Origin of the sequence: Frigoribacterium sp. PhB160 (assembly GCF_003751785.1) — a bacterium.
Classification (GTDB): domain Bacteria; phylum Actinomycetota; class Actinomycetes; order Actinomycetales; family Microbacteriaceae; genus Frigoribacterium.
Window position 1 is genome coordinate 1,788,769 of record NZ_RKIE01000001.1, and the last position, 23,721, is coordinate 1,812,489.

A 23,721-nucleotide genomic window follows, 5' to 3' on the forward strand; every position below is an offset into this window, starting at 1 on the left:
ACGGAGCCGCCCTCCCCCGCACGCGCCGGGGAGGGCGGCTCCGTCACGTCGTCGAGGCCGCGGCCCGCCCGGTCACTCGGGCAGGGCGGCCTGGCTCTCGCGCTCGTCCCCGGCGACGCCGGCCCGCAGGCCCTCGCCGCGGAAGAACGCCGGGCGGAGCCGGGCGTTGACGAGCATCACGACGACCCCGCCGAGGAGGATCGTGACGCCGAGCAGGAAGACCAGGCCGACGCCGCCGATCTGCGACCCGCTGCCGTAGTCGGGGTCCATGCTGTCGACGAACGTGGTGACGAAGAGCACGGCGAGGATGAGCCCGCCGACGCCCGGTGCGACGATCTGGAAGAACAGGTTGCGCGCGCCCGACCGCCACTGGTGCCGGAAGTACCAGACGCACGCGAAGGCCGTGAGGCCGTAGTAGAAGCAGATCATCATGCCCAGCGTCGTGATCGTGTCCCAGAGGACGTCCTCGCTGATGAACCGCATGACGGCGTAGAACGCGCTCGCGACGATCGCCGAGGCGAGGGTCGCGTAGCCCGGCGTGAAGAACCGCGGCGAGACGCGGGCGAACTTCGGCGACAGGGCGCCGTAGTGGCCCATCGCGAGCAGGGTGCGCGCCGGCGAGACGAAGGTCGACTGCAGCGAGGCCGCTGAGCTGCTCAGCACGGCGAGCGACATGAGGATCGCCAGCGGCCCGAGCACGGGCCCGGCGAGCGCCGAGAAGGCGTTGCCCTGGATGTCGGGGTTGCCGAGGCCGACCCCGTCCGTGCCGAGCCCGGCGAACGTCATCGAGGCGAGCGACACCAGCAGGTAGACCAGCACGATGATGACGACCGTCAGCGTCGCCGCGCGGCCGGGGGTGGTCCGCGACCCGCTGGTCTCCTCCGACATCGTCAGCGTCACGTCCCAGCCCCAGAAGATGAAGATCGAGAGCGACAGGCCGGCGGCGAAGGCCGAGAAGGTCGGCACGGTGAGGGGGTTGAACCAGTCGGGCGAGATGGCGGTGGCGTCGAACGCCGAGCCCGCGCCGACCTTGACGAAGGCCACGATCGCGAAGCCGACCAGCACGAGCAGCTGGAACCCCACGAGCCAGTACTGCACCTTCTGGGTGGTCTGCATGTCGCGGTACGAGATGACCGTCGCCCCCGCCATGAACGCGAGGCAGGTGACGACGTTGACCAGCGGGTCCGCCGCGAGGTCGGCGATCGAGGGATCGGAGAAGACCTGCCCGAGCAGCAGGTAGAAGAAGTCGACGGCGATGCCCGCCAGGTTGCTCAGCACCACGATGGTCGCGACCACCAGGCCCCAGCCGGCCATCCAGCCGACCCACGGCCCGAAGGCGCGCACGCCCCAGGTGAACGACGTGCCGCTGTCGGGCATGGCGCTGTTGAGCTCGCGGTAGCCGAAGGCCACGAGCAGCATCGGGATGAACCCCACGAGGAAGATCGCGGGCAGGTGCGTGCCGACCTGGGCGATGGTCGGGCCGAGGGCGCCGGTCAGCGTGTAGGCGGGCGCGATGCACGAGATGCCGATGACGACGGCGCCGACCAGGCCGACGCTGCCGGCGCTCAGCCCCTTCGACGAGAGGGTCTGGTCGGCGGCGACGCCGGACTTCTTGAGGATGCTCACGGGGTGGTCCCTTCGGGGTGGGCGCCGTCGGGGGCGGCGCCGGTCCAGGTCGTGCGGGCATCGTGGTCACGAGGAACCACCACGAGGGGGACGGGGACGCCGCGCACGAACTTCGCGGCGACGCTCCCCAGGAAGAGCCGGTGGGGCTGGGCGAGGCGGCTGGACCCGACGAGGGCCAGCTCGTCGTCCCGCCAGGCGAGGGCGTCGATCGCGTCGCCGACCCTCGGCCCGGGCGCGATCTCGACCGTGACGTCGAGGTCGTCGGGCACGCCCTCGAGGGCGATGTCGCGCATCCGCTCGGCGTGCTGCCGGGCCTCGTCGCGCAAGGCGCGCTCGCGGTCGTCCCGGTCGCGCCGGTCGCCGTCGCCGACCGCGTCGAGCGGTACGAGCGAGACGAGCCGCAGGGCGGCCCCGGCCGACGACGCCGTCGCCACCGCGGTGTCGACGACGGCGCGCGCGCCCGCCCGCGTGCCGACGGCGGCGGTGACGCGGCCGAAGCGGCGCACCCCGCGCTCGGCGAACCCGCCGGGCGCGACGGCGAGCGGCACCGGCGCCGAGTGGACGAGCACTCCCCCGACGCTGCCGAGGTGCAGGCGGCCGAGCGCGCCCTCCTTGCCGGCTCCGATGACCACGGCGTCCGCGCGGAGCTCGGTCGCGGCCCGGACGAGGCCCTCGGCGAAGGTCTCGGCGCGGACGACGTGCGTGGTCGAGGCGACCCCCGTCGGGAGGCCGGCCTCCGCCTCCTGCAGCCAGCCCTCGGCGAGCTCGTCGAGGTGCCGCTCGTAGCTCGGCGCGACGGGGACGAGGGAGGCGCGGCCGCGGTCGTGCAGGACCATCACGAGGTCGAGGCCCACGCCGAGCGTGTGGGCGAGGGCGGTGCCGAGGGCCAGGGCGTCGTGGCCCGCGGGGGTGTCGAGGTAGCCGACGACCACGCGCCTCACGAGACGGCCGCTCCGGGGCGGACGAGGTCGGCGGGGTCGGACGCGGTCGGGCTGGACGCCCGGGCCCCGGCCTGCGCGTCGCGCTCGGCGACGATCTCGGCCGCGACGTCGTGCCCGACCCGGATGGCGCCGTCGACGTGCTGGAAGCCCTCCGCCGCGATGTCGCTCGACGAGAAGCGGATCGGGCCGACGGGCACGCGCTGGTCGTGGCCCCAGCGCGAGAGGCCGCCGAGGTCGAAGCTCGTCGCGTAGGCGCCGCCCGTCCACTCGTCGCTGGCCCAGTCGCTCTCGTAGTAGACGACGGGCGTCCTCGCCTGCTCGCCGTAGTACGACGCGAGCGAGTCGAGGATCGCCGCGCGGCGCTCGTCGGCGGGCAGGGCGAGCAGCCGGTCGGCCTTCTCGTCGCTGACGAAGCCGACGAGGGTGCCGCGCGGGTCGTCGTGGTTCGAGTTGTCGTAGGCCTCGTGGACGGGCTGATAGGGGCTGAACGCCGTGCCCGAGAGGCCGGCGTCGCGCCAGAACGGCGTCTCGTAGACGGCGTGCACCTTGATGACGAGGCCGAGCGACACGTGCTGGTGCCACTGCTGGCGGAGCGCCGGCAGGGCGGGCAGGTACTCGATGCGCGAGTAGAGGTTCGGCGGCACGGCGACGACCGCCCAGCGGGCCGCGACCCGCAGGTCGGGCGTGGTGGCGACGACCCCGTCGTCCGACCACTCGAGCGTCTCGACCGGCTGGCCGAGGCGCACGGCGTCGCCGAGCTGCTCCGCCAGCGTCAGGGGCACCCGCTGCAGGCCGCCGACGACCCGCTTGTCGAGGATGAAGTCGGCGTCGACGAGGTTGCTGAAGCTGCCGGCGCTCGAGGCCATCTGCAGCGCCTGCAACAGCGAGAACGAGTGGGCGGGCTTGGTGAGCATGGCGTCGGCGATGAAGAGCGCGATGTTGGCCCGCGCCTCCGGGTCGTCGCTCTGCTGCTCGAGCCACGCGCTGAACGAGACGTGGTCGAGCTCGGCGGCGCGGGGGTGCGCCCACGGCGCGGCCACGTCGGTCTCGGCCACGAGGTCGTCCATGACGACGATGAGGCGCTCGATCTCGGCCTGCGTGTGCTCGGACGCCGGGAAGATGTCGCCGGTGAAGCGCGACGCCGTGCCGTCCGCCGAGACGTAGACGCTCTCGCCGTCGCGCCAGCGCGAGTACGTCTCGAGCCCGAGCTCGCCGAGGGTGGCGATGAGCGCCGTCTGGTCGGGCGACACCCACTGCCCGCCGAGCTCGAGCATCGCGCCGTCGATCGTCTCGGTGCGGAGGCGGCCGCCGACGCGGTCGCGCGCCTCGAGCACGACGACCTCGAACCCGGCCGCGCGCAGGTCGGCGGCGGCGGTGAGGCCGCTCGCGCCGGCGCCGACGACGACGACGTCGCAGGTGGTGGTGTCGGTCATGGGTGGTCTCCGTCGTGGTGCGGGCACCGGGTGGGTGCGGGGTGGGTGGGGAGGGGGCGCCCGGCGGGCTGGGGACGCCGGGCGGGTCGGTCGGCGCCGCGGGTCAGGCCGAGGCCCGCGGCGAGGCGTGCGCGCTCATGACGTGCTTGACGCGGGTGTAGTCCTCGAGCCCGTAGGCGCTGAGGTCCTTCCCGTAGCCGGACCGCTTGAAGCCGCCGTGCGGCATCTCGGCGGCGAGGGGGATGTGCGTGTTGATCCAGACGCAGCCGAAGTCGAGGTCGCGGGCGAAGCGCTCGGCCGTCGTGTGGCTGTCGGTCCACACGCTCGAGGCGAGGGCGTAGGGCACGCCGTTGGCGAGCTCGAGCGCCTCGTCGGCGGTGGCGAACGACTGCACCGTGAGCACGGGCCCGAAGACCTCGGCCTGCACGACGTCGTCGTCCTGCCGCACGCCCGTGACGACCGTCGGCGCGAAGTGGAACCCCCTGTCGCCGACGCGGTGCCCGCCCGTCGCGACGGTGGCGTGCTCGGGCAGCCCGTCGACGACCGCCTGCACCGCCGCGAAGTGGCGCGCGTTGTTGAGGGGCCCGTAGGAGGCGCCCTCACCGGCCTCGGGACCGGTGGTCGTCGCCTGCGCCGCCCGCACCAGGGCCGCCACGAGGTCGTCGTGCAGCGACTCGTGGACGATGACGCGCGTGACCGCGGTGCAGTCCTGCCCGGCGTTGAAGAAGGCGGCCTCCGCGATCTGCGGGGCGACCACGTCGACGTCGACGTCGGGGAACACGACGGCCGGGGCCTTGCCGCCGAGCTCGAGGTGCACCCGGGCGACGCGGTCGGCGGCCGAGGTGGCGACGGCGACGCCCGCCCGCACCGATCCGGTGATCGCGACGAGCCCGGGCACGGGGTGCTCGACGAGGGCCTGCCCGGTCGAGGCGTCGCCGAGCACGACGTTGAGCACGCCGTCGGGCAGCACGCCCCGGGTCAGGGCGGCGAGCACGAGCGTCGACTCGGGCGTCGTGTCGCTCGGCTTCAGCACGACCGTGTTGCCGGCCGCGAGCGCGGGGGCGATCTTCCAGATCGCCATCATGAGCGGGTAGTTCCAGGGCGTCACCTGCGCGACGACGCCGATCGGCTCCCGACGCACCGACGAGGTGAGCCCGTCGAGGTACTCCCCCGACGCGATGCCGTCGAGCCGGCGGGCGGCGCCGGCGAAGAAGCGCACCTGGTCGGCGCCGACGGCGACCTCCTCGGCCGCGATGATCGCGGTGGGCTGTCCCGTGTTCCGGTGCTGCGCCTCCGCCAGCTCGTCGCTGTGGGCGTCGAGGGCGTCGGCGAGCGCCAGCAGGGCGGCCTGGCGCACGGAGGGCGTGCTGCGGCTCCAGCCCGGGAACGCCCGGGCGGCGGCCTGCACGGCCGCGTCGACGTCGGCGGCGTCGCTGACGGGCGAGACGGCGACGACCTGCTCGGTGATCGGCGAGACCACGTTGATCGTCGCGGTGCCGTGGGCGTCGACGAACCGTCCGTCGACGAAGTTCTGCAGGGTCGCCATGGTGTCCTCTCGGGTGGTGCGGTGCGGTGCGGGTCGTGCTCGGTGCCGGTGGAGCTCGGTGCCGGTGGTGCTGCGGCGGTGCCGTGGCGGCTCAGCCGTGCGGCTCGAGCGCGTAGGTGGTGTCGAGGTACTCGTGGATGCCCTCGCTGCCGCCCTCGCGTCCGAGGCCGGACTGCCCGACCCCGCCGAACGGGGCCGCCGCGTTCGAGACGAGCCCCGTGTTGACGCCCAGCATGCCGGTGCGGAGCCGTCCGAGCATCCGTCGCCCGCAGGCGAGGTCGGTCGTGAAGACGTAGGCCACGAGCCCGTACGGGGTGTCGTTGGCGAGCTGGACGGCGTCGTCCTCGTCGCGGAACGACGTGACCGCCGCGACGGGGCCGAAGATCTCGCGGTGCATCAGGTCGGCGTCGCGGGGCACGTCGGCGAGCACGGTGGGCGCGAAGAACGAGCCGGGCCGGTCGAGCGCGGCTCCCCCGACGACGACGCGCGCGCCCCGGGCCACCGCGTCGTCGACCAGGCGGGTGCACGACGCGACCGCCCGGTCGTCGATGAGCGGGCCGAGCGTCGTGCCGTCGGCCGTGCCCGGCCCGACGACGAAGGCCGCCACCCGCTCGGCGAGCCGGCGCGTGAACTCGTCGGCGACCGACTCGTGGACGAGCAGCCGGTTCGCGGCCGTGCAGGCCTGGCCGCCGTTCCGGAACTTCGCGAGCATCGCGCCGTCGACCGCCGCGTCGAGGTCGGCGTCGGCCATGACGACGAACGGGGCGTTGCCGCCGAGCTCCATCGAGGTGCGCAGCACGTTCTCCGCCGCCTGCGCGATGAGCACCTTGCCGACCGCGGTCGACCCGGTGAACGACAGCTTCCGGAGGCGCGGGTCGCTGAGCAGGGGCGCGGTCACCCCGGCCGCGTCGGTCGTGGTGACCACGGTGACGACGCCGTCCGGCACGCCGGCCTCGCGCAGCAGCTCCGCGAGGGCGATCGTCGTCAGCGGCGTCAGCTCCGCGGGCTTGACGACGACGGTGCACCCCGCGGCGAGCGCCGGAGCGATCTTGCGGGTGGCCATCGCGAGCGGGAAGTTCCAGGGCGTGACGAGATAGCAGGGCCCGACGGGGCGGTGGGTGACGATCATCGTGCCGGTGCCCTCGGGGGCCTCGCCGTACCGGCCCTGGACGCGCACCGCCTCCTCCGAGAACCAGCGCAGGAACTCGCCGCCGTAGGCGACCTCGCCCCGGGCCTCGGCGAGCGGCTTGCCCATCTCGAGCGACATGAGCAGCGCGAACGACTCGCGGCGCTCGACGAGCAGGTCGAAGGCCCGACGGAGCACCTCGCCGCGGACCCGCGGCGCGGTGGCCGCCCACCCGTCGGCCGCGGCCACGGCCCGGTCGAGGGCGGCCAGCGCGTCGGCGGGGCCTCGGTCGGCGACGTGGGCGAGCACCTCGCCGGTGGCCGGGTCGTGCACGGCGAAGGTCGCGACGCCCCCGGGAGTCGGGGCGCCGGGGCCGTCGACACCCGCCACGGCCACGACGTCCGCCGGGAACGCGGGCAGCGAGGCGAGGTCGGGCCGCACGGCGGCCGTCGTCGTCACGCCGACCCCAGGGCGCCTGCGACGACGTCGAGGCCGTCGCGGAGCAGGTCGTCGTCGATGGCGAGCGGCGGCAGGAACCGGATCACGTTGCCGAACGTGCCGCAGGTGAGGACGATGACGCCCTCGGCGTGGCAGGCGGTGGCGACCCGACCGGTGAGCCCGGGGTCGGGCTCGCCGGTGAGCGGGTCGACGAGCTCGATCGCGATCATGGCGCCGCGACCGCGGACGTCGCCGATGCGCGGGTCGCCCTGCTGCAGCTCGCGCAGGCGTCCGAGCAGCAGCTCGCCGATGGCGGCGGCGCGCTCGACGAGCCCGTCGTGCTCGAACGACTCGATGGCCGCGAGCGCGGCGGCGCAGGCGATCGGGTTGCCGCCGTAGGTGCCGCCGAGGCCGCCGACGTGCGGGGCGTCCATGATCTCGGCGCGGCCGGTGACGGCCGAGAGGGGCAGGCCGCCCGCGATGCCCTTCGCCGTCACGACGAGGTCGGGCACGATGCCCTCGTGCTCGCTGGCGAACATGCGGCCCGTGCGGGCGAAGCCGGTCTGCACCTCGTCGGCGATGAACACGACGTCGTTCTCGCGGCACCAGGCGACGAGCGCGGGCAGGAAGCCCGGGGCCGGCACGATGAACCCGCCCTCGCCCTGGATCGGCTCGATGACGACCGCGGCGAGGTTCGCGGCGCCGACCTGCTTCTCGATCTGCGAGATCGCTCGGGCGGCCGCCTGCGCGCCGTCGACCCCGGCGTCGCGGTAGGGGTACGACAGCGGGGCGCGGTAGACCTCGGGGGCGAACGGGCCGAAGCCGCTCTTGTACGGCATCGACTTCGCGGTGAGCGCCATCGTGAGGTTCGTGCGGCCGTGGTAGGCGTGGTCGAAGGCCACGACGGCGGTCTTGCGGGTGTACGACCGGGCGATCTTGACCGCGTTCTCGACGGCCTCGGCGCCGGTGTTGAAGAGGGCCGACCGCTTGTCGTGGTCGCCCGGCGTCAGGCGGTTGAGGGCCTCGCAGACCTCGACGTAGCCGTCGTAGGCCGTGATCATGAAGCACGAGTGCGTGAAGCGCTGCACCTGCTCGACCACCGCGTCGACGACCCCGGGGGCCGAGTTGCCGACGCCGGTGACGGCGATGCCCGAGCCGAGGTCGATGAGCGTGTTGCCGTCGACGTCGACGAGCACGCCCCCGCCCGCGGCCTCGGTGAAGACGGGCAGCGACACCCCGACCCCCGCGGCGACCGCGCCCCGCTTGCGCTCCATCAGCTCGCGGCTGCGCGGGCCGGGCACCTCGGTGACGAGGCGTCGGCGCTGCTCGAGGCCGGGTCCTCCGCGCGGGGTGGTGATCGTGGTGCTCGACATGCGGGTGCTCCTTCGACGTTGCGGCGACTCTAGGGAGCCGCACCGCGCCTCCTCGACCGACGTTCTGTCGCATCGTCGTCGAGACGCTGCCACTCTGGCAGGCCGCTGCTAGGGTCGCCGCGTGATCCCGACCGTCCGAGCCCTCGTGCGCCAGGCCCCTCTCGGGCTGCGCCTGCTCGACCCCACGACCCGCACCGACGAGCCGCTCTCGTGGGTGCACAGCTCGGACCTCGCCGATCCCTCCCCGTTCGTCGGGCCGGCGACGATGCTGCTGACGACCGGCAGCCAGTTCGGCGCCGACGCGACGCAGGCCGACTACGACGCCTGGGTCGGCCGGGTCGTGGGCTCCGGCGTCGTCGCGCTCGGCTTCGGCGCCGACGTGCACCGCCCCGGCACGCCCGCCGAGCTCGTGGTCGCGGCGTCGGCCCACGGCGTGCCGGTCGTCGAGGTGCCCTGGCGCACGCCCTTCATCGCCGTCGCCCGATGGGCGGCCGACCAGCTCGCCGAGGAGGCGCGGGAGCGCGACCGCTGGACGCTCCGGGCCCAGCGCGCCGTCTCCCTCGCGGCCATCGGCGACGGCGGGCTCGACGGGGTGCTGCGCGTGCTCGCGGAGCAGCTCGACGGCGCCGTCGTGCTGCACGGCACCGACGGGGCGGCCGCCACCGGCTCGTCGTCGGGGCGGCCGGGCGGCGACGCGGGGAGCTCGGCGCCCGTCGACGCCGAGGGCACGGCGCTCGTCGACGCCGAGGTCGTCCGCCTGCTCCGCCGCGGCGCGCGCGCGGGCAGCACGGTGGCGGTGCCCGGCGCGGTCGTCACGCTGCAGACGCTCGGGCGCCGCGACGCGCTCCGGGGCGTGCTCGCCGTGCGCACGCGCCGGGAGCTCGACCCGGCCTCCCGAGCCGTGCTGACGAGCGTCGTGGCCCTCGCCGAGGTGACCGTGGAGCGCGACGTCGCCCGGCTCCGCGGGCAGCGCGAGCTCTGGCGACAGGTCTGGTCGCTGCTGGTCGCGGGCCAGGTCGACGTCGCTCGGGCCATCACGCGGTCGGTGGGCGTGGGGATCGCGGAGGGGGCGGTCGTCGTAGCCGTCGCCGCGCCTCCCCGGCGATCGGCCGACCTCGCGACCGAGGCCGTCGAGCGGCTGGCGGCCGGACGCGGCGACGTGTTCGTCGCGCTCGTCGACGGCCGCGTCGTCGTGCTGGCCGCCGAGGGGGCCGTCGACCTGTCGGCCCTGGCGGCCGCCCACGGCCTGCGCGTCGGGGTCTCCGAGGTCACCGACCTCGAGCACGTCGCCGGCGCCGCGGGGCAGGCGGAGCGCGCGCTGGCGGCCGCCGTCGCCGCGCCGGGACCGGACGAGGAGGCGGTGGTCACCTGGGCGAGCCTCGCCGCCGGCGGGCTCGTGGCCGCGCTCTGGTCGGAGGGGGCCGCGGAGCTCGCCTCCGCCCGCCTCGCGCCCGTCGCGGCCCTGCCGGGCGGGGACGAGCTGCTCGCCTGCTGCCGCACGTGGCTCGAGCACAACGGGGCGTGGGACCCGGCCGCCCGCGCGCTGGGCCTGCACCGGCACAGCCTCCGCGCCCGCGTCGAGAAGGTCGAGGCGGCGCTCGGGCTCCCCCTCGAGGGCTTCGCCGGCCGCGCCGAGCTCTGGGCGCTGCTCCAGGCGTCCGGAGCCGGGGCGCCGGGAGCACGGCCGCCGGCCTCCCGGGGGGCGCGGGGATGACGGTGGCCCGTGACAGCATGGCCCGATGACGACGAGCACCGCGACCGACATCGACGCCGAGGCCCTCGAGCTGCTGCGAGCCCTCACCGCCCGTGACGACGCCGTCTTCCACGACGGCCAGCTCGAGGCGATCCGTGCGCTCGTGAGCGACCGCCGCCGCGCTCTCGTCGTCCAGCGCACCGGGTGGGGCAAGTCGGCCGTCTACTTCATCGCGACGCTGCTGCTGCGCCGTCGCGGCACCGGGCCGACGCTGCTCGTGTCGCCGCTGCTCGCCCTCATGCGCGACCAGGTCGCCGCGGCCCGACGCGCGGGGGTTCGCGCCGTCGCCCTCAACAGCGCGAACGCCCACGAGTGGGCCGACGTGCAGCAGATGCTGCTCGCCGACGAGGTCGACGTGCTGCTCGTGTCGCCCGAGCGGCTGAACAACCCGCGGTTCCGCGACGAGCAGCTGCCCCTCCTCGTCGACCGGCTCGGCATGCTCGTCGTCGACGAGGCGCACTGCATCTCCGACTGGGGCCACGACTTCCGCCCCGACTACCGCCGCCTGGCCGAGCTGATCCGCACCCTCCCGGCCGGGGTGCCCGTGCTCGCCACGACGGCGACCGCGAACGAGCGCGTCGTCGCCGACGTCGGCGAGCAGCTCACGGCGAGCCCGGACGCGCCCGTCCTGACGATCCGGGGGTCGCTGGCGCGCGCCTCCCTGCGGCTCGGCGTGCTCGACCTGCCCACCTCGCGCGACCGGCTCGGCTGGCTGCTCGCCCACCTCGGCGACCTCACGGGCAGCGGCATCATCTACGCGCTGACCATCTCGGCCGCCGACGACACCGCCCGCCTGCTGCGCGACGCGGGACACGACGTGCAGTCGTACTCGGGGCGCACCGACCCGGAAGAGCGCGAGAGGCTCGAGCAGAGGCTGAAGGACAACGACCTCAAGGCCCTCGTGGCGACCAGCGCGCTCGGCATGGGCTTCGACAAGCCCGACCTGGGGTTCGTCGTCCACCTCGGGGCGCCGTCGTCGCCGGTGGCCTACTACCAGCAGATCGGGCGTGCCGGGCGGGCGACCGACAACGCCGACGTGCTGCTGCTGCCGGGCCGGGAGGACGCCGAGATCTGGCAGTACTTCGCCACCGCGTCGATGCCGTCCGAGGCCCGCGCCGACGCCGTGCTGGCCGAGCTCGGCGACGCCCCGACCTCGACGCCCGCCCTCGAGGCGCGCGTCGACATCAAGCGCACCCCGCTCGAGCTGCTGCTCAAGGTGCTCGACGTCGACGGGGCCGTCCGCCGCGTGCAGGGCGGCTGGGTCTCGACCGGACGCCCGTGGGTCTACGACCGCGAGCGCTACGAGCGCATCGCCGCGGCCCGCGTCGCCGAGCAGCAGTCGATGATCGAGTACCAGCGGGCGACCACGTGCCGCATGCAGATGCTGCAGGTCGACCTCGACGACCCGGGGGCCGAGCCGTGCGGACGGTGCGACGTCTGCGCCGGCCCCTGGTACCCGAGCGACGTGTCGAGCGACGCGGCCGCCTCCGCCGCGAGCTCGCTCGACCGGGTCGGCGTCGAGGTCGAGCCGCGGGCGCAGTGGCCCACGGGCGCCGACCGGGCCGGCGTGCCGGTCAAGGGCAAGATCTCCCCCGACGAGCGGGTCGAGCAGGGCCGGGCCCTGGCGCGGCTCACCGACCTCGGCTGGGGCACGACGCTGCGCGAGGTGTTCGCCCCGACGACCGCCGACCAGCCGGTCACGCGGGCCCTCGTCGACGGCTGCGTCCGCGTGCTGGCCGACTGGGGCTGGGCCGAGCGACCGGTCGGCATCGTGGCGATGCCCTCGCAGGGCCGCCCCGCCCTGGTGGCCTCGCTCGCGGAGGCCCTCGGGCAGGTCGGTCGCCTGCCGGTGCTCGGCCAGCTCACGTCCGTGCGCTCGCGTCCGGCCGACGCGCCGCGCAGCGGCGGCAACAGCGTCTACCGCCTCGCCGACGTGTGGCAGTCCGTCGAGGTCGGGCCGGAGCTCGCCGAGGCCCTCGCCTCGGTCTCGGGGCCGGTGCTGCTCGTCGACGACCTCGTCGACAGCCGCTGGACCATGACCGTCGCCGGGCGGGAGCTGCGTCGCGCGGGGGCGTCGGCCGTGCTGCCGTTCGCGCTCGGCATCGTCGCCTGACGCGGAGCGCCGGGCGTGGCGCCCCGGGACGCGTCAGCGCCGGGCGCGACGACGCACGAACCAGGCGGCGACGCCCAGGACGATCCCGATCGGGATGCCGACGCCGATGCCCAGCGCGACGCCGAACGGAGTCACGATGCCGAGCACCACGCCGATCACGAGCCCCAGCACGACGCCGGAGCTGACGAACCCCGCCAGCCCCTCGTCGTCGTCCCGCGGCTCCTGGGTCATGGGCCGACTGTAGCCACGGCGCGCCCCGGCGGTCGGGGGCGACCCCACGACCACCCGGCGGACCGCCCGCGGCCCCGCCCGGCGCGCCGTGCCCGGCGCGCCGTGCCCGGCGCGCCGTGCCTGGGGTCAGCGGACGTCGACCCCGTGCTGGTCCCAGCCCTCGGCGCCGTTCGGGGCGGGCGGCAGCTCGCGCTCCGACTGCACGACCCCGTCGGCGCCGGTCGCACGGACGCGCAGCGAGTGACGACCGCTCGTCGCCTCCCACCGGTACACCCACTGCACCCAGGTGTCGGCGGAGACCGACTCGGCGAGCTCGGCCTCGGCCCAGCCGCCGTCGTCGACCTGCACCTCGACCTTGCTGACGCCGGTGTGCGGCTCCCACGCCACGCCGGCGACCGCCACGGTCCCGGCGTCGACGGTCGCGCCGTCGAGCGGCACGTCGATGCGCGACTCGAGCTTGACGGGGCCGAGGGCGTCCCAGCCGCGCGGCGTCCAGTAGCCCTCGGCGTCCGCGAACCGCGTCACCTCGAGCTCGGTCACCCACTTCGTCGCCGAGACGTAGCCGAAGAGCCCCGGCACGACGAGCCGGGCCGGGAACCCGTGCTCCTGCGGCAGCGGCTCGCCGTTCATGCCGACGGCCACGAGCGCCTGCGTGCCCTCGTCGACGAGCACGTCGAGGGGCGTGCCCGCGGTGAAGCCGTCGATGCTCCGCGACAGCACCATGTCGGCACCCGGCTGGACCCCCGCGCGGGCGAGGAGGGTGCGGATCGGGTGCCCCAGCCAGAGGGCGGTGCCGATCAGCGTGCCGCCCACCTCGTTCGAGACGCAGCTGAGCGTCGCGTGGTGCTCGACCATCGGCAGGGCGAGCAGGTCGTCCCAGGTGAGCAGCACCTCCTGGTCGACCAGTCCGTGGATGCGCAGCGACCAGTCGGCCGGGTCGATCGACGGCACCTGCAGCGCCGTGTCGATGCGGTAGAAGTCGTCGTTCGCCGTGACGTACGGCGTGATGCCGTCGACGTCGAGCGAGGCGCCGGCGGGCACGGCCTCGGCGGGCTCGGCGGGGGCCGGCAGCGTGAGGCCGCGGCGCAGCTCGGCGACGTTCGCGCGGGTCGCGTTGAACGCCCGGGCAGCCGTGCCGAGCACGACGGACAGCCCGCCGACGAGACCGGCGACGAGCAGGAAGCTCCGGCGTTCCACCGGCGTGCCCTGCAGGGGCGGCGACGGCTCGGTCGCGGCGGCCCAGCCGGTCGTGGTGGTGGCCCGCCACCGCGAGAGCTTGCGGGTGAGCGACGTCAGCACCAGCAGGGCCACGACCGTGCCCACGGCGCTCGGCGCCCCGTCGACGCTGCGGCTGTCGGCCCGGGTCAGCACGGCGACGAGCGCCAGCACTCCCCCGAGCCCGAAGACGATCTTGCCGACGGGCGGCCGGCGGAGCTCGCCCACTCCCGCCGCGGCGGTGACGAGCACCACGACGACGCCCATGAGCACGAAGAGGGCGATCTTGTCGCCGGTGCCGAAGAGCGACACCATGAGGTCCTTCGCGCCGCGCGGGGCGAGGTCGACGACGGCCGACCCGACGCCGAACAGGGGGCTGCCCCCGGCGCCCGTGACGAGCGCCACGACCTCGGCCGAGGCGAGGAACGCCGCCATCGACACGACGCCGGCCAGGGCCGCCCACCTCGAGGAGGCGCGGGTCGACATCCCGACGGGAGCGGACGACGACGGGGACTCCAGGCGCACGGACATGGGCTCAGGCTAGGCGTCGCGACCCGGAGTCCCCTGCGACCCGGCTGGGGTCAGTCGTCGTCCTCGTCGCCGACGAGGCTCTCCATCAGCTCGCTGATGAACGCGACCGACGACTCCGACCCCGCGACCGGCTCGACGTCGTCGTCGGCGTCGACGACGAGCAGCGGGATGCCGGGCCCGATCAATAGCTGCGTCATGTGGGCGACGCCGTCGAGGCGCGCCGCGACCGGCACGCGGAAGGTGCGGTCGTCGTCGCTGAACTCCATGGCGGCGGCGAGCAGCACCTCGGCGAGCTCGTCGGTGACGACGAGGGCCTGCCCGGCGTAGTAGAGGGTCTTCATCCCGCCACCCTACGGCCGGGCGCGACAGGGCTGGCGACCGGCCGGGGACGTGCGCGCCGTGCGTGCCGTAGCCTCGCCGCATGGCACCGAAGCGAGCACCTCAGATCGAGACCGGCGACGCGGAGGTGACCCGCGCCTCCCTGGAGCTGTCCCTGCCGGTGGCGCTGCTCGCCGGCGTGGTCCGTCGGGCCGTGCAGTCGACCCCCGCGTTCGCGTTCACGTCGGCCGACGAGCAGGGCGCCCAGCTCGTGCGCCGGTCGGCCACGGCGAGCGACGCCGACGCCGTGCACCTCCGGTTCGAGGCGACGGGCGACGGCAGCCGCGTCTCGGGCGAGGTGCACGCGCCGGCCGGGACCATCGGCGCCAGCGTGAAGAAGCGCGACGCCGACACGACCGCCCTCTTCGAGGCGATCGCGACGGCGGCCGGCCCCTTCTAGGCGACCGGTCGCGCGCCTCCCCCGGCTCTCCGGGCCTAGGCCGAGGCCTCGTCCTCGTCGTACCGGTCGATGCTGATCGTCGGGATCGACGCGGTGATGACCGAGCCGTCGGCGCGCACGAGCCCGCGAAGGTCGTTGGTCGTGGGCACCGGCGTCGTGATGCGCGGCCCCTGGTCGTCGAGGGCGACGCGCACCGGGTGGTCGCGGGGCACCTCGAGCGACTCGCCGCGGACCGCCACCGTGACCGGGTCGCCCGTCTCGAGCGTGAAGACGATCTCCTCCGCGGCGAGGTCGACGCGGACGCGGCTGCCGTGGATGGTCAGGCGGAAGGTCAGCTGCTCCCAGTCGGCGGGCAGGCGGGGGTCGAAGGTGAACGAGCCCAGCCAGTCGCGCATGCCGCCGTAGCCGTTGACGAGGGCGCTCCAGATGCCGCCGGTCGACGCGACGTGGACGCCGTCTGCGGTGTTGTGGTGCAGGTCGGCGAGGTCGACGTAGAGCGAGGACAGGAAGTACTGCTGAGAGAGCTGGTGGTGCCCGACCTCGGCCGCGATGATCGACTGCACGACGCCCGAGAGCGTCGAGTCGCCGGTGGTCAGCGCGTCGTAGTACTCGAAGTCGCGCAGCTTCTGCTCCGCCGTGAACTCGTCGCCCTGGAGGAAGAGCGCGAGCACGACGTCCGCCTGCTTGAGCACCTGGAAGCGGTAGATCACGAGCGGGTGGTAGTGCAGCAGCAGCGGGCGCTTGTTCAGCGGCGTCGCGTCGAGGTCCCAGAGCTCCTTGTCGAGGAACTGGGCGTCCTGCGGGTGGATGCCGCGGTGCTCGTCGTAGGGGATCTCCATCGCCTCGGCGGCGAGCTGCCAGCCGGTGATCTCGTGCTCCTCGAGGCCGAGGCGGGTCACGAGGCGCTGGTACGCGCCGGGCGATCGCTCGGAGAGCTTCGTCACGTAGCGGACGGCCGCGCGGAGGTTCGCCCGCGCCATGACGTTCGTGTACAGGTTGTCGTCGACGACCGTCGTGTACTCGTCGGGCCCGGTGACGCCGTCGATGTGGAAGCGCTGGTCGCCGTTCGAGCGCCAGAAGCCGAGGTCGGCCCAGAGCCGCGCCGTCTCGACGAGGATGTCGACCGCCCCGCGCTCGAGGAAGTCGTCGTCGTCGGTGGCCTGCACGTACTGTGCGAGCGCATGGCTGATGTCGGCGTCGATGTGGTACTGCGCGGTGCCGGCGGCGTAGTACGCGCTCGACTCGAGTCCGTTGATGGTGCGCCACGGGAAGAGCGCGCCGCGCTGGTTCAGCTCGATCGCGCGCTCGCGGGCGGCGTCGAGCATGCCGAGGCGGAAGCGCAGCGCGTTCCGGGCGACGTTCGGCGCCGTGTACGTGAGGAACGGCAGGACGTAGATCTCGGTGTCCCAGAAGTAGTGCCCGCCGTAGCCGGACCCGGTGACGCCCTTCGCGGCGACGCCCTGGCCGTCGGTGCGGGCCGTGGCCTGCGCGAGCTGGAAGAGGTTCCAGCGGACGGCCTGCTGGATCTCGGGCTGGCCGTGCACCTCGACGTCGGTGCGGGCCCAGTAGTCGTCGAGCCAGGCGCGCTGCTCGGCGAAGATCTCGTCGGACGGCTTCTCGGCGGCGCGGTCGAGGGTACGGTCGCAGCGGTCGGCGAGCTCGCGCGGGGGCACGCCGCGGCTCGTGTGGTACGCCACGGTCTTGAGCAGCCTGACCGGCTGGCCGGCCTTGGCCCGCACGCGGTAGACGTGCTTGGCGATGTCGTCGTCGATCGACGACGACTCGTCCCACTCGTTCTCGGTCTCGAGCACGTGGTCGGCGCCGACGGCGATCGTCATGCCCGAGTTCGTCGTGCGGTAGCCGAGCACGGCGCGGGTGCCGCCGTTGCGGCGGAGCACCGGCTGCAGCACCCGGTCGTCGAAGGCCTCGGCCCGGCGCGGGTCGAAGGCGCCCGCGGCCGCGCGCATGCCGGCGTGGTACTCGTCGTCGAGGTCTTGGCGGTTGAGGATCTGGCTCGAGATGAGCAGCGACGCGTCGGCGTCGACGACCGTCACCTCGTACTCGACGACGGCGAGGTGGCGCTCCTCCAGGCTCACCAGGCGGCGGCTGCGGACGAGGACGCGCTTGCCGGAGGGCGTCCGCCAGTCGACCTCGCGCGTGAGCACGCCGTCGCGGAAGTCGAGGCGGCGGCTGTGCCGGAGGATGTCGGCCTCGAAGAGCACGAACGGCTCGTCGTCGACGTACAGCCGGACCACCTTCGCGTCGGGCACGTTGACGATGGTCTGGCCGACGCGGGCGAACCCGAAGGCCTCCTCCGCGTGGCGGATCGGCCAGGTCTCGTGGAACCCATTGACGTACGTGCCGAACGAGTGGCCGCCGCGGCCCTCGTCGGCGTTGCCGCGCAGGCCCAGGTAGCCGTTGCCGACGGCGAAGATCGTCTCGGTGACGCCCTCGTCGCCGCGGGCGTACTCGTCCTCGACGAGGGCCCACTCGTCGACGGGGAAGCGCTCGCGGTCGAGCGGGTCGGCGGTGATGGGGTTCACGGGCGGGCCTCCGGGCTGACGGTGCCGCGGGGTGCGGCGGGACGGGGTGCGGCGCTGCCGGCGGTCGCCGGGGACGAGGAAGCGCGGACCGGGCCGAGCGCGCCCGTCACCTCGCCGAGGTCGTCGACCACGACGTCGGCGCCGAAGTCGATCAGTGCCTGGTGCCCGACCCCGCGGTCGACCCCGAGCACGAGGCCGAACGCCCCGCGCCTCCCGGCCTCGACGCCCGACTGGGCGTCCTCGACGACGACGCAGTCGTCGGCGGTGAGCCCGAGGCGGCGAGCGCCCTCGAGGTACGTGTCGGGGGCGGGCTTGCCGGCGATGCCCTCGGCGGCGGCGATGGCTCCGTCGACGATCACCTCGAACCGGTCGCGCAGGCCGGCAGCCTCGAGCACGGGCACGGCGTTGCGCGAGCTCGACACCACGGCGACGCGGACGCCGAGCGCGATCGCCCGGTCGAGGAACTCGACGCTGCCCGGGTACGGCTGCACCCCGTTCTCGGCGAGCTCGGCGGCGAAGACGGCGTTCTTGCGGTTGCCGAGGCCGCGCACGGTCTCGGTGTCGGCGCTGTCGTCGTCGGTGCCCTCGGGCAGGGTCACGCCGCGGGCCCCGAGCATCGCGCGGACGCCGTCGTAACGGGGGCGGCCGTCGACGTGCTCGAAGTAGTCGGCGTCGGTGTAGGCGTCGAGGCCCCGCTCGGCGAAGAAGTCGTTGAACAGGCGCGACCAGGCGCGCATGTGCACCTCGGCCGTGGGCGTGAGCACACCGTCGAGGTCGAAGAGCAGGCCGTCGAGCGCGGCGAGGCGCGACTCGGTGCGGGGCAGCGACCCGGCGCGGGTGACCGGCGGGACGGGCGGGGTGGACGACATGGCGGTCCCTTTCGTGGACGGGGCGTCGAGGAGTGTTCGGAGCGACGTCGGTCCGGGGTGGGTGCGAGGGGTGCGGCGGGACACGGCCGGGGCACGACCGTCGTGGTCGGTGCGCCCCCGGCAAGTCTGGCACCCCGCGGCCCTCCGCACGGACACCCGTCCGGGGCGCGTCCCGCGCCCTGGCTCCCGCCCTCCTCGCCTCTCGGCGCTCGTCGGCGCGGAGGCGAGCACTAGGCGGGGAGGACCTCGACCGTGAGGCGACCGGCCGCGAGGTCGCGGTCGCGACGGACGACGAGCTCGGCCCGCACCTGGGCCGCGAACGCCTGCGTCATGGGGTTCGGCCGGCCGCTCAGCCACACCATCGACAGCGGCGTGCGCGCCCACTCGTCGGCGACCGTGACGAAGCGCACCCCGGGGATGGGCAGGTACGACGACAGGTACGGCATCAGCGACACCCCGAGGCCGCAGGCGACCGTGCTGAGCAGCGACAGGTCGTTGACCGCGTGGATCGGGATGCGGGGGTTGAACCCGGCGCGCACGCAGGCCATCACGATGCGGTCGTACGCCTGCGGCGCGTCCTCGCGGTTGAAGGTGATGAAGTCGTCGTCGGCCAGCTCGGCGAGGGACACCGTGGAGGCGCCCGCCAGCGGGTGCGTGTCCGGCAGCGCGCAGACCAGCGGCTCCACCGCGAGCTGCTGCAGCTCGAACCGCTCGTCGATGCGACCGACCCGGGTGAAGCCGAGGTCGACGGAGCCGCGGACGAGGTCGGAGAGGATCGCCTGCTCCTCGCTCTCCTCGACGAGCACGCGGGCCTCGGGATGCGACGCCGTGAACGCGCGGACGACCGTCGGCAGGAGCCCGGCGAGGACGCTGCTGATGCTGCCGACCCGCAGCGGCTGCACGTCGGCGACGACCTTGTCGAGCAGCATCTCGGTCTGCTCGATCTGCTGCAGGATGCGCTTGGCCTCGCGCATGAGCACGTGGCCCGCGGGGGTGAGCCGCGGCGCCGTCCGCGCCTGCCGCTCGAACAGCCGGGTGCCGAGCTCGGCCTCGAGCTTCGCGATCGCCTGGCTGAGGGGCGGTTGGCTCATCCGCAGGCGCGCGGCCGCCTTCGTGAACGAGAGGTCCTCCGCGACGGCCATGAAGTAGGTCAGCTGACGGATCTCCATCGGGCCAGCGTCTCATACGCACTGCATATGAGACGACCCGTCATCGGTATTTGATGGCCGCGCTCGCGCCTCGGTAGACAGGTGTCGTCAGACCGCACCACGCATCGCCCGCACGACCCGCACGACCCGCACCGACCCGAGAGCAGGCACTCGTGACCGACAGCACCTCCCCCTCCCCGACCGGATCCGCGGCGCCCGCCGAGCTCGACGCCGACGTCGTCGTCGTCGGACTGGGCGCCTGGGGCTCGCAGGCCCTCTGGCGCCTCGCCGAGCGCGGCGTCCGCGTGGTCGGCGTCGAGCGCTTCGGCATCGGCCACCCGCTCGGCTCCACGCACGGCACCACCCGCCTCTTCCGCATCGCCTGCATGGAGCACCCGGGGCTCGCCCCGATCGCCACGCGGGCCCGCGACCTCTGGCTCGACCTCGGCGAGCGCACCGGCCGCACCCTCCTCCGCCAGACCGGCGGGGTGATGGTCGGCCCGCGCGACGGGCACGTCGTCGCGGGGACCCTCCGGGCCGTGGAGGAGGCCGGGCTCGAGGCGACCGTCCTCGACCACGACGAGCTCGTCGCGCGCTTCCCCGCCCACGCCGGCTTCGGGGCCGACGACATCGGCGTCTGGGACCCGGCCGCCGGCATCAGCTACCCGGAGGCGGGCGTCCGGTCCGCCGTGGAGACCGCGGTGGGCCTGGGGGCGACCGTGCTCACCGACACGCGCGTCACGGCGATCGAGCTCGTCGAGGGCGGGGCGGAGGTGACGGCCGGCGGCCGGGTGATCCGCGCCTCCCACGTGGTGGTCGCCCTCGGCGCGTGGATGCCGCAGTTCGTCGACCTGCCGCTCGTGGCCCGCCGGACCCCGCTCTTCTGGTTCGAGGGCAAGGACTCGGCGTCGACGACGCCGGGGGGCGACCACGACCTCGCGTCGTTCCCGGTCTTCATCCGGCAGCTGCCGGACGGGACGACCCTCTGGGGGCACGGCGCCGACAAGGCCGACGGCGAGGGCTACGCGGTGAAGATCGGCCTCGAGGACTCGCGCGGGTCGTTCTCCGACACCGAGGCCGACACGGTCGACCGGTACATCCACCCCGCGCAGGACTACGGGCTGCTGTCGGCGGCCGTCGCCACCGCCTTCCCGGGGCTCGACCCGACGCCGTCGAAGGCCATCCCCTGCATGGTCACGAACTCGCCCGACCGCCAGTTCGTCGTCGGACGCCCCGGCGGCGACCCTCGCCTCGTCGTCGCCGGCGGCGACAGCGGCCACGGCTTCAAGCACGCCCCGGCGATCGGCGAGCTGCTCGCCCAGCTCGCCCTCGGCGAGGAGCCCTTCACCGACATCGACTTCATGGACCCCGACCGCAGCTACGACGGCACGTCGTGGATGGACGAGGCCGGCGACACCGCCGACCCGACCGCACCCCAGCTCACCCCCAGCACCTCCCCTCGCACCGCCTGACAGGAGAGAACCGATGACCAAGAACCCCTTCCGCACCCGCGTCGCGGCCACCGCCGCGACCGTCGCCGCCCTCGGGCTCGTGCTCAGCGGCTGCTCGGCGAGCGCCGACGGCGCGACGAACGAGCTCGGCACCGTCACCGCCGGCACCCTGCGCATCGGCACGACCGGCGACACCAAGCCCTACGCGTACACCGAGGACGGCGAGCTGCAGGGCTTCGACGTCGAGATGGCGCGGGAGGTCGCCGACCGGCTCGGCCTCGAGCCCGAGTTCGTCACGCAGGAGTTCTCGGCCCTGCTGCCCGCGGTGGCGAACGGCCAGCTCGACATGGCGGCCGCCTCGATCAGCGACACGGAGGAGCGCCGCGAGACCGTCGACTACAGCTCCCACTACTTCATCGGGTACATCTCGGTGCTGGCGGCGGAAGGGTCGGGCATCACCGACGACGAGTCGTCGCTCGACGGCAAGCGCCTCGGCATCGTGCAGGGCACGCTGCAGGACAGCTACGCGCAGGAGAACTTCACCGGCGCCGAGCTCGTGCGCTTCCCCGACAACAACAGCGCGATCGCGGCCCTCAGCTCGGGCACGATCGACGCGCACTTCCTCGACTTCCCGGTGGCGGAGGACTACGCCGCCGCCTCCGACGGCACGCAGTCGGTCGCCATCAACATCGAGGTGCCCGAGTACCCGGTCGGCTTCCCGATCGCCAAGGGGAACACGGAGCTGAAGAGCGCGGTCGACGACGCCGTGGCCGACATCGTCGCCGACGGCACGTGGCTCGAGATCGACCAGCGGTTCTTCCCCGACCAGCCGGTGCCCGACCAGTTCCAGCCGACCGAGTAGGGGGCCGTCGTGAACGTCTCCGACGCGCTGGCCAACATCGGCCGCAGCTTCCTCGACGGGCAGGCGATGCTGCGCACGCTGCCCGACATGCTCGCCTACGGCGTCTGGAACACGCTCCTCCTCGCGGTCTGCGCCACGGCCGTCGGCGTCGTGCTCGGCCTCGTGCTCGCCGTCATGGGCACGAGCCGGCACCGGCTGCCGCGCGTGCTCAGCCGCGTCTACACCGACGTGTTCCGAGGCCTGCCCGCCATCCTCACGATCCTCCTCATCGGCACGGGGCTGGCACCGCTGTTCAACCTGTTCAGCCGGGGCAACCCCTACCCGCTCGGCATCCTCGCCCTGAGCCTCATCGCGAGCGCCTACATCGGCGAGATCTTCCGCGCCGGCATCCTCGCCGTCGACCGCGGGCAGCTCGAGGCGTCGCGGGCGCTCGGCATGACCCACCGCGACTCGATGCGGCTGGTCGTCATCCCGCAGGGCATCCGGCAGGTGCTCCCGTCGCTCGTGAACCAGTTCATCGCGATCGTCAAGGACTCGTCGCTCGTCTACTTCCTCGGCCTCATCACGTCGCAGCGCGAGCTGTTCCGCATCGGCCAGGACGCCGCCATCACGAACGGCAACCTCTCGCCCCTGGTGCTCGCGGGCCTGTTCTACCTGGTGATCACCGTGCCGCTCACGCACCTCGTCAACGTGATCGACCGCCGGATGCGCGAGGGGCGCCCCCTGACGCGGCGCGGCGCACGGTCGGGCTCGGTCGGGCCGGGCGCCGGGCAGGGTCCGGACGGCGGGCGCGTCTCGGGCGACGGCGGTGGCAGCGCCGGAGGCGCGTCCCCCGTGGCCGCGTCGGCCGACCCGGTGCTCGCGGCGGGTCCTGCGTCGTCGGCCCGCGCCTCCTCGTCCCCCGTCGCGGTGCCCGCCGGCGCCGCGCCCGCTCGATCCACCCTCAGCGAAGGAGCCGCACTGTGACCCTCGTCAGCGACCAGCCCGTCGTGCCCGTCGTCCCCGCCGCGGGCTCGCTCGCCATCCGGGGCCTCACCAAGGACTTCGGCCCGGTCCGCGTGCTGCACGGCATCGACCTCGAGGTGCCGGCCGGCACGACCACCTGCATCATCGGGCCCAGCGGCTCGGGCAAGTCGACCGTGCTGCGGTGCGTCAACCGGCTCGAGGAGCCGTCCGGGGGCGAGGTGCTGCTCGACGGCACGGACGTGCTGCACGGCTCGGACGACGCCCTGCGGCGCCGGGTCGGCATGGTCTTCCAGCACTTCAACCTCTTCCCGCACCGGACCGTGCTCGACAACATCGTGCTGCCGCTGCGGCGCGTGCGGAGCATCTCGCGCGCGGAGGCCGAGGCGGTGGCCCGCGAGCGCCTCGACGAGGTCGGCCTCGCCGAGAAGGCCGACGTGCGGCCGGCTTCCCTGTCGGGCGGTCAGAAGCAGCGCGTCGCGATCGCCCGGGCGCTCGCCATGGGCCCCGAGGTGATGCTCTTCGACGAGGCCACCTCGGCCCTCGACCCCGAGCTGGTCAAGGGCGTGCTCGCCCTGATGAAGGGCCTCGCGGCCGCGGGCATGACGATGGTCGTCGTCACGCACGAGATGGGGTTCGCCCGGGAGGCCGCCGACCAGGTCGTCTTCATGGACCGCGGCGTCGTGGTCGAGGCGGGCCCGCCCGCGCAGCTCTTCGACGCGCCCCGCACGGACCGCCTCAAGACCTTCCTCGCCCAGGTGCTGTAGGCCGGGTGTCGGTG

At 74.3% G+C, this 23,721-nt stretch carries 18 protein-coding genes and 1 pseudogene; 7 read left to right on the plus strand and 12 right to left on the minus strand.

The annotated features are described in order from the left end of the window. Positions 1-72 precede the first annotated feature (72 nt). The 6 genes from EDF38_RS08495 to gabT form a co-directional block, all read right to left on the minus strand. Positions 73-1,626 (minus strand): APC family permease, encoded by a 1,554-nt coding sequence (locus EDF38_RS08495; RefSeq protein ID WP_123354828.1) that lies wholly within the window; start codon positions 1,624-1,626, stop codon positions 73-75. Beyond that, positions 1,623-2,567, minus strand: coding sequence for a universal stress protein (locus EDF38_RS08500; RefSeq protein ID WP_123354829.1), 945 nt, complete (start codon positions 2,565-2,567; stop codon positions 1,623-1,625). The genes EDF38_RS08495 and EDF38_RS08500 overlap by 4 nt, the downstream gene beginning before the upstream one ends. Next, positions 2,564-4,000, minus strand: a complete 1,437-nt coding sequence (locus tag EDF38_RS08505) for an NAD(P)/FAD-dependent oxidoreductase (RefSeq protein ID WP_123354830.1) — start codon at positions 3,998-4,000, stop codon at positions 2,564-2,566. Before EDF38_RS08505 ends, EDF38_RS08500 begins: the two co-directional genes overlap by 4 nt. A 103-nt stretch (positions 4,001-4,103) precedes the next feature. Further along, positions 4,104-5,546 carry an aminobutyraldehyde dehydrogenase gene (locus EDF38_RS08510; protein WP_123354831.1) on the minus strand — a complete coding sequence of 481 codons (1,443 nt, stop codon included), beginning with the start codon at positions 5,544-5,546 and terminating at the stop codon, positions 4,104-4,106. A 91-nt stretch (positions 5,547-5,637) separates the two neighbouring features. Next, entirely contained in the window at positions 5,638-7,068 is a 1,431-nt protein-coding gene (locus tag EDF38_RS08515) for an NAD-dependent succinate-semialdehyde dehydrogenase (RefSeq protein WP_370275618.1), read from the minus strand. Between the two features lie 59 nt (positions 7,069-7,127). After that, positions 7,128-8,483, minus strand: coding sequence for a 4-aminobutyrate--2-oxoglutarate transaminase (gene gabT, locus EDF38_RS08520; RefSeq protein ID WP_123354832.1), 1,356 nt, complete (start codon positions 8,481-8,483; stop codon positions 7,128-7,130). 121 nt (positions 8,484-8,604) lie between these two features. Between gabT and EDF38_RS08525 the strand changes: the two genes are divergently transcribed. Continuing rightward, complete coding sequence (locus EDF38_RS08525) at positions 8,605-10,197, plus strand: PucR family transcriptional regulator (RefSeq protein ID WP_123354833.1); 1,593 nt, start codon at positions 8,605-8,607, stop codon at positions 10,195-10,197. A gap of 25 nt (positions 10,198-10,222) precedes the next feature. Next, complete coding sequence (locus tag EDF38_RS08530) at positions 10,223-12,349, plus strand: ATP-dependent DNA helicase RecQ (RefSeq protein WP_123354834.1); 2,127 nt, start codon at positions 10,223-10,225, stop codon at positions 12,347-12,349. Positions 12,350-12,382: 33 nt separating this feature from the next. On the opposite strand, the gene EDF38_RS08535 is transcribed toward EDF38_RS08530, so the two are convergent. The 3 genes from EDF38_RS08535 to EDF38_RS08545 form a co-directional block, all read right to left on the minus strand. Beyond that, the gene (locus tag EDF38_RS08535; protein WP_123354835.1) at positions 12,383-12,580 is read right to left on the minus strand and encodes a hypothetical protein; all 198 of its coding nucleotides are present in this window, start codon (positions 12,578-12,580) and stop codon (positions 12,383-12,385) included. A gap of 126 nt (positions 12,581-12,706) precedes the next feature. After that, positions 12,707-14,326, minus strand: coding sequence for a molybdopterin-dependent oxidoreductase (locus EDF38_RS08540; RefSeq protein WP_123354836.1), 1,620 nt, complete (start codon positions 14,324-14,326; stop codon positions 12,707-12,709). A 50-nt stretch (positions 14,327-14,376) separates the two neighbouring features. Continuing rightward, positions 14,377-14,667, minus strand: a complete 291-nt coding sequence (locus tag EDF38_RS08545; protein WP_123354837.1) for a hypothetical protein — start codon at positions 14,665-14,667, stop codon at positions 14,377-14,379. Positions 14,668-14,747: 80 nt separating this feature from the next. Between EDF38_RS08545 and EDF38_RS08550 the strand changes: the two genes are divergently transcribed. Continuing rightward, on the plus strand, positions 14,748-15,104 hold the full coding sequence (locus EDF38_RS08550; RefSeq protein ID WP_123354838.1) for a hypothetical protein: 357 nt from the start codon (positions 14,748-14,750) through the stop codon (positions 15,102-15,104). A gap of 35 nt (positions 15,105-15,139) precedes the next feature. Here the strand turns inward: EDF38_RS08550 and EDF38_RS08555 are convergent, their stop codons facing one another. The 3 genes from EDF38_RS08555 to EDF38_RS08565 form a co-directional block, all read right to left on the minus strand. After that, on the minus strand, positions 15,140-17,647 hold the full coding sequence (locus tag EDF38_RS08555; RefSeq protein WP_123354839.1) for a glycoside hydrolase family 65 protein: 2,508 nt from the start codon (positions 17,645-17,647) through the stop codon (positions 15,140-15,142). Beyond that, positions 17,644-18,516 carry an HAD family phosphatase gene (locus EDF38_RS08560; protein ID WP_123354840.1) on the minus strand — a complete coding sequence of 291 codons (873 nt, stop codon included), beginning with the start codon at positions 18,514-18,516 and terminating at the stop codon, positions 17,644-17,646. Before EDF38_RS08560 ends, EDF38_RS08555 begins: the two co-directional genes overlap by 4 nt. Before the next feature lie 230 nt (positions 18,517-18,746). Further along, on the minus strand, positions 18,747-19,685 hold the full coding sequence (locus EDF38_RS08565) for a LysR family transcriptional regulator (RefSeq protein ID WP_123354841.1): 939 nt from the start codon (positions 19,683-19,685) through the stop codon (positions 18,747-18,749). 152 nt (positions 19,686-19,837) lie between these two features. Here EDF38_RS08565 and solA point away from each other — a divergent pair, with 152 nt between their 5' ends. From solA to EDF38_RS08585, 4 genes and pseudogenes are all read left to right on the plus strand, one after another. Next, positions 19,838-21,136 (plus strand): N-methyl-L-tryptophan oxidase, encoded by a 1,299-nt coding sequence (gene solA / locus EDF38_RS08570; RefSeq protein ID WP_123354842.1) that lies wholly within the window; start codon positions 19,838-19,840, stop codon positions 21,134-21,136. Between the two features lie 13 nt (positions 21,137-21,149). Continuing rightward, on the plus strand, positions 21,150-21,977 hold the full coding sequence (locus tag EDF38_RS08575) for an ABC transporter substrate-binding protein (RefSeq protein ID WP_123354843.1): 828 nt from the start codon (positions 21,150-21,152) through the stop codon (positions 21,975-21,977). A 66-nt stretch (positions 21,978-22,043) separates the two neighbouring features. Beyond that, a pseudogene (locus EDF38_RS08580) lies at positions 22,044-22,697 on the plus strand (amino acid ABC transporter permease); the annotation flags it as partial. 242 nt (positions 22,698-22,939) lie between these two features. Then, positions 22,940-23,707, plus strand: a complete 768-nt coding sequence (locus tag EDF38_RS08585) for an amino acid ABC transporter ATP-binding protein (protein ID WP_304984632.1) — start codon at positions 22,940-22,942, stop codon at positions 23,705-23,707. Positions 23,708-23,721: the final 14 nt, after the last annotated feature.